Here is a 6,173-nt window from a genome sequence, read left to right as displayed (position 1 = left end):
TGCCCAAGGTGCGGCGTCGTTGGCGAGCCGTTCCGTTTCGAGGCGCGCCCAGGCGTTCTGCGCTGCCGCGCCTGTCGCAAAGACGTAAGCCTGATGGCCGGGACCGTCATGGAGCGCAGCCACACGCCGTTGTCGACCTGGTTCTGGGCGGCTTACTTGATCGCCAGCCAAACGCCCGGGATGTCGGCCGTCCAATTTCAGCGGCAGCTCGGCCTATCGCGCTACGAGACGGCCTTCGGCATCCTTCACAAGCTCCGCGCCGGGATGGTGCGCCCCGAGCGCGACAAGATCGGCGGCAAGCCGCAAGAGCATGTCGAAGTGGATGAAACCTGGGTCGGAGGACGGACCCGAGGCGAAGGCCGGGGCGTCCACCACAAGGCTCTCGTCGCTTGCGCCGTGGAGGTGCGTCGCCGGAAGCCGGGAACCAAGCTCGACGATCGGAAAGACGGTCGCTACGCGGGACGCGTTCGTCTCGCCGTCGTCCCCGATCGTAGCGCCAATTCGCTCTGCGGATTCGTCGAAAACGCCGTCGCTCCCGGATCGCTGATCGTCACCGACGACTGGAGCGGCTATGCCGGCCTCCGCAAGCGCGGGTTCGACCACCACGCGATTGCCGAATGCGGAGACCCCGAGATCGCAGAGGAATTCCTGCCGATCATTCACTTGGTCTTCGCCAATTTGAAGACCTGGATCAACGGCGGCCATCACGGGGTCCGCGCCAAGCATCTACAAGCCTACCTCAACGAATTCACGTTTCGATTCAACCGGCGCTTCTATCCGTTCAACGCGTTCCGCTCGCTGCTCGGAATAGCGGGAGGCGCGGCCGCGCCAACCTTCGACGGGCTTTACTCCCGGGGAATGGGCCCACCCCACATTTAGTGGGTGTGGGTAACAACCGGATAGGCAAGGTCAGTTCATCAGGCGACTTCGGATCGCCCTTCTTAGACCCTTTCCTGTATATGATGTTCAATGCCTTTAGCAGTTCCGCATCGTTCTCGTAGTCAACGAGATAGACCGCAAGGAACAGCTTCAGTGTCCCTTCCAGCAGGCTACCGAGATTTGCCCAGGCCAGGATCAATTCTCCTGGCGACAAGTCTCCATCTTTGGACCAATGATTGAGGGCCGTGGCAAGAGATGGGAGCCAGTCCAGGCGGGACTTGTCCAGCAGCGCAGCGACATTTGACGGAGCCCAGCCCTCGGCGTCTTTCCAGAATTCACTAAGACCGGTCTGAATGACCTCAATCCGTTTCACCGGGTTAAGCGCGAGAAGCCCCGTCGTTCAGGGCGGGGAGGAAAGCGCCTACCGGCAATTTGCATTTGAGCAACCGGTGTCCATCTCTATGCCACAAGACCTCGTCGCGATAACCAAGCGGCGCGGAACATCCTTCAGGCCGGAACGCGGCCTTCTGGGAGGGTGCCGGTTGCGGGCCCGACGAACCGAGAATCTCGTCAGATCGCGCAAACCGCGGCCTGATGTAAAAATCCCCCTCCTTCAGGTGGGGGAAGACGTTAAGTTTTCATCGTAGCTACCAGCACCGGTTTCCGTTGTCCTCGCCATGGAAAGCTTCCTCGATTTCACCTCTCGCAGACCCTTCTTATCTCGATTCCGGATGGATCAGACGGCGGTTTCGTCAACATAGGCAGGCCAAACGATCCTGCTCACCCAAGCGGCGCGCATGTGCTACCGTTCCTTCCCTCTGTTCCACACCAACCGCGCCTTGCGGCCCTCGTCGCACGGGAACAAGGACAGTCTGAGTGGCGCGGTCAGGCTCGGGGCGTCGAGGCGGACACGGAGATAATATCTCGGGTTATCGCCTGCCGTCCGCGCATCCCAGGCGTCACCAATGCGGGCGTTTCCGACGAGCGCGCGGAAAGCCGGGGCGTTGTCGCCATTGCGATCGTCGTTGGGGACTAGCCGGACCTGGCGTCGATGGTGAGCGTCCGGATGGAGCCGGTCCGGCCGCCATCCTTGGCGAGGATGAAGTGTCTGATCTGCACGGTTCAGGTCTCCTGTGTTGGTGATGCGGGGGATGCAAAGGGCGGTGCCGATGCGCTGGTTGCGTCATCCGTTTCCGGCGCACTCGCCCGGGAACCCCGGCCGCGGCGGGCGGCGCAAATCCAGTGCGGGTTAAATGATTTGAACCGGGATCAAGTGAGTTGACCCTGGTTCAAATAGATTGAACTCGATTCAAGTGAGTTGAACCGCTTCCCGCGCCACCCGGCCTATCCGAGTGCGATCCCTTTGAGCGGGCTCGTCTCGGGGCGCGGGGTTTCGCGTTCGATTGCATCCAGGAACGGCTGGATCTGCTTCATTTCGAAATTGCCCGGCAGGCGGGGCTTGCCGAGACGCACGCGGCCGCGATCTCCCTTGGCGATTTCATGGGAGCGCAGGTGGAACACTTCGTCCGGGTTCGGGTACACCACGCCGATCCGGCGGGCGGCCCATGCGTATTGGGCGCCGGGATAGCCGCTGGCCTGGGACGTCGTATCGCAATGGCCGGCAACGGCGGCGAGTTCGACCGGGTTCAGCAGGGTTTTCTGGTTCGCGATGAACTGGCGCCGGCAGGAATAAAGCGAGTAGCGCACCTCGCCCCAGATCTTCTTCTGGATACGGACGAGGGTGGTTTTCACGAGACGGTATTCCTTGATGAACTCCGCCGGCTCGTCCCAGGTGCGGCCGTGCTTGACCATGTCGTCCACGGGCTTGCGCCAGAACGGCTCGAGCTCGGTGATATCGATGGCCCGCGAGACCGAGCTCCTAGGATATACGCTGAGCTTGGCGTTCATGACGACGAGGAAGTCGCGTTTGCGGCCTTCCATCTCGAAACTGTGGATATCGGTATAGAGCCATTCGATCGGCCGCAATCCCACCGCGAACGAGGCCTGCAGCCAGAGCCGGGTCCGCGCGGCGCCGACAGAGGAGCGCCGTTCGAGCTCGGTCATGATGGAATCGAAATCGTCCCAGGGCAGATGCCGGTCCGGATGCGCGAAGTCGCCGGATCCTTCCGGGCTCCATTCCGCCGCAGCGGCGGCCCGGTCCGTCCTGCCCATATAGGCGGTATGCTCTGCCTTTTCGGAGAATTCGATCCGGCTCGCATTCATCATTACCCGTGCCGCTCTCAGATTGTGTCGAATGTAGTGGTCCATGCCGTTCCAGAGCGCGTCGAGGACGTCCTTTTGCACGCTCGCGCACTTTTGCTTCGCATCAACAAGGACCCAGTGTACGAATTCGACCGCATCGAGATCGATGTCGTCCTGATCGTCCGGCGTGATCCCGGTGAGACGGCGGTAGCGGTGAATGAGGTCGCGGCACCGGCGCAGCGTGTGGGCGTCCGGGTCCGGGTCGTAATTGTCCCAGGGCTCCATCTCGGCTTCTTCGGGGACATAGGCGGCCTCGCGCAGCTTGATCTGCGCGCGCGCCGCTTCGATCAGGGTCTGCGTCCGGCGGCACAGCGGTGGGGACAGATGGCTGCGGACCGGCCCGATAAAGGTGAGCTCGTCCAGCGCGGCGATGTAGGCGTCCTCTCCCTCGATCCGCAGGATCGGCTCGGCGTCGGCGCCCGAGCTCGGCATCTGCCGGTCCGGCTCACCGGCTCCAGTCTTTCCTCCGGGCTCCTTCATTCCGGTCCCGGACGTTTGGGTAGGGGCCGGTTTGGGCGGCTGGTTGATATAGGCGTATTCGCGGGCTTCTTCTTCCTCTGCCTTCCTGGCCTCGATCTTGGCCATCGCGGCGTCGACGGCGAGCTTGGCATGATGCGCGAGGGCGCGATCGAGCAGCTCGTTCTCGCTCGGTAGCCCGGGCGCATCGATCGGATCGCCGGCTTCGCGGGTATTGATCTTGGCACGCAGGGCTCTCTCCGCGAGGCCCGAGAACACCATGCCCTGGAACTGGATCCCTTCGCGCGCCAGGATATCCGCATTGTCCCGTGTCCCGTCCGGATTGTAGAGACCGCCTTTGGCGAACCTTGAAATCCTGGTGCCGTCAGCCCGGCGCAGGTCCAGCGGATCTCGGTTTACTGCGCCGAGACGTTCGTAGTCCGGCGTGCCCCAGCGGCGCGGGCTGTCCGGCGTCGCCCCCGCCCCTGGCGCTTTCACCGGGGCGGCATCCGGCTCACCGGACACCCTATGTGCCCCAGAAGGCTCGTCCTGCTTCGAAACCTTTCGGGCAGGTGCCACGGCGGCCGACTTTTGCGCCACCTCCGTATCCGTTGCAGGCTTCTCTGCGGTTGAATGCACCGTCGCCGATTTCAAGGCGGTCTGATTTTCCTTCGTCGCAGTCGAATTTGTCACTACCTCACTCGTCCGCTTCTTTTCATCGATACGCGGTTTCGCCTTGGTCGCATCTTTCATCCGGTGCGGTTTGGAAGTGCCTGCATGCTTCACAGCCCGTTGCTGCCCGGCCGGTTTGTCGAGGATACGCTGCGCAATGGCGGCGTACAGATCCGTCCATTTCGTAAAAGCCTGCTTCGCAAACCGCCATATCCGGATTTTCCACATCAGGCGCGGTTGTTTCGCATCTGGCCCTTTCGAAACGGGTGCTCTCTTTCTGGCCCGTTCCTGGCTGGGCCTTTCCTGTCTCGGCTGTTTCTGGCTGGGCTGTTTCTGACCAGGCTGTTTGGCGGTCGGCTTGGCCCCGGTTTTATTCGAAACCGACGGCCCGACAGGAGTGCCTCCAGATCTGGAACCGGCTCGATCCCCAGCACTGACATGCGCGGCCTTCCTTGAATTCTCGCGGCCCGCGCGAACGCCGGCCTGGCTGCCAGCCCCGTTGTCTCCGCGGCGACGATCCGCCTCTGATCCCGAATTCATCATCATTCTCCATTTTGCCTTTCCAGTAGGAGCAGGGCTCCGGTGCAGGACAAGCCTGACGCCACTTTTTGCAAGAAAGGAGAGCTGCATCGCTTCCCACCCGATGGCGATTCCCTTTTCGGCTGGTAATCGTGCGCTCTGCGGTCTCGGGCACTCGATCCGCTGCATGACGATCGACCCGATGACAGACATTTCCGCTCAAGAGCGGCGGGCATGTGACCCCGCTCACCGGCCGGTGACGTCTTGAAGTTGAAAAGAGTGGATAACGTCGCCCGGAGCGTCGGTAAAAGCGCGAACTCCATAATGACACAGGCTACCGGACCGACCCGGCACGCCGAGCTTGCACATGACCACCAGGTTGATCGTCATCGCACCGGTGATGACGATCATGATCAGGGCCCCAAAGAAGATAATAAATGCGCCATATTCGTCTCATACCGTCATCATGAGGCGACAACTCTTCCTCTGCGCCATATTCGTCTCATTTCTCTTGGATTCTTACAAACATCCTGTATATGGGATATATTTGTCTCACACTGAAGGCTTGATCATGGATTTTCTCGCTTCGATTTCGACAGCCAAGGGGTTCGGGGCTGAAATCCGCCGCCAGCGGAAAGCGGCGAAATTGACCCAGGCTGAGCTCGCAACGGCGATGGGCACGACGCGGCGCCTTGTCTCTGCCCTCGAAAACGGAGAACGCGGGGTGTCCATCGAGATGGCATTGGGCGCCGCCAGCGAGCTCGGGCTCGAACTGCGCATGGAACCGAGATCATGACGCACGAAATCGATGTCTTCCTCGAAGGCGAGGACCGCCCGGCCGGACAGCTGACCGGTGACGAGCAGGGCGCCCTGTCGTTCCGCTACACCGCGGACGCCGGACGTCCGATCTCACTCGCCCTGCCGCTTGAACGCGAAAGCTTCAAGGACAGCGCGGCGCGCGCCTTCTTCGACAATCTGCTGCAGGAGAACGCCTCCCTCGACGCAGTGATGGCAAAGCACAACATCGACCGGTCAGACATTGCGGGCCTGCTTTATCACCTCGGCCGCGACTGCCCCGGCGCGATTTCATGTGTGCCTGCCGGCGAAGGGCCGGGAAAGAAGCCCGGGCACCTGGATAAAGACTACGACGCATTGAGCGAGGACGATCTCGCCGGGATCATGCGCTCCCTTCGCGACGACCGGCGTCTGCCGGCCGACACACGCGACCCGTCGCCGCTGGCCGGCGTCCAGGGCAAGATCGCGCTTACGATGCTGCCCGACGGGACCTTTGCGATCCCGCGCCACGGGTCCGGCGTCCCTACCACGCATATTCTCAAGATCCCGCGCCGCGGCGAAGAAGCTCTTGTCGATCAGGAGCATCGATT

At 62.0% G+C, this 6,173-nt stretch carries 5 protein-coding genes and 1 pseudogene; 3 read left to right on the top strand and 3 right to left on the bottom strand.

All coding sequences use genetic code 11. From position 1 onward, the window contains the following. Nucleotides 1-892, top strand: a pseudogene (locus CMI59_RS13170) (IS1595 family transposase); the annotation flags it as partial. A 789-nt stretch (nt 893-1,681) separates the two neighbouring features. Here the strand turns inward: CMI59_RS13170 and CMI59_RS16920 are convergent. The 3 genes from CMI59_RS16920 to CMI59_RS13160 all read right to left on the bottom strand — a co-directional run bounded on the left by CMI59_RS16920 (nt 1,682) and on the right by CMI59_RS13160 (nt 5,199). Further along, the gene (locus tag CMI59_RS16920; RefSeq protein WP_363102514.1) at nt 1,682-2,005 is read right to left on the bottom strand and encodes a DUF736 family protein; all 324 of its coding nucleotides are present in this window, start codon (nt 2,003-2,005) and stop codon (nt 1,682-1,684) included. 218 nt (nt 2,006-2,223) lie between these two features. Then, nucleotides 2,224-4,095: a hypothetical protein gene (locus CMI59_RS13165; protein WP_293328698.1), complete on the bottom strand. Its 1,872-nt coding sequence runs from the start codon at nt 4,093-4,095 to the stop codon at nt 2,224-2,226. Nucleotides 4,096-5,034: 939 nt separating this feature from the next. Beyond that, nucleotides 5,035-5,199, bottom strand: coding sequence for a hypothetical protein (locus tag CMI59_RS13160; protein WP_167093417.1), 165 nt, complete (start codon nt 5,197-5,199; stop codon nt 5,035-5,037). Nucleotides 5,200-5,359: 160 nt separating this feature from the next. Here CMI59_RS13160 and CMI59_RS13155 point away from each other — a divergent pair, with 160 nt between their 5' ends. Both CMI59_RS13155 and CMI59_RS13150 read left to right on the top strand, forming a co-directional pair. Continuing rightward, a complete protein-coding gene (locus tag CMI59_RS13155) occupies nt 5,360-5,584 on the top strand; it encodes a helix-turn-helix transcriptional regulator (RefSeq protein ID WP_167093415.1) in 225 nt (74 codons plus the stop codon). Next, nucleotides 5,581-6,173, top strand: a 593-nt coding sequence (locus tag CMI59_RS13150) for a HipA N-terminal domain-containing protein (protein WP_293328697.1), incomplete at its 3' end; no start/stop codon positions are given. The genes CMI59_RS13155 and CMI59_RS13150, both read left to right, overlap by 4 nt.

Source organism: Parvibaculum sp. (genome assembly GCF_002684405.1).
Taxonomy (GTDB): Bacteria; Pseudomonadota; Alphaproteobacteria; order Parvibaculales; family Parvibaculaceae; genus Parvibaculum.
The sequence above is the reverse complement of the archived record's forward strand: the minus strand, read 5'-3'. Positions and strand labels throughout refer to the sequence as shown.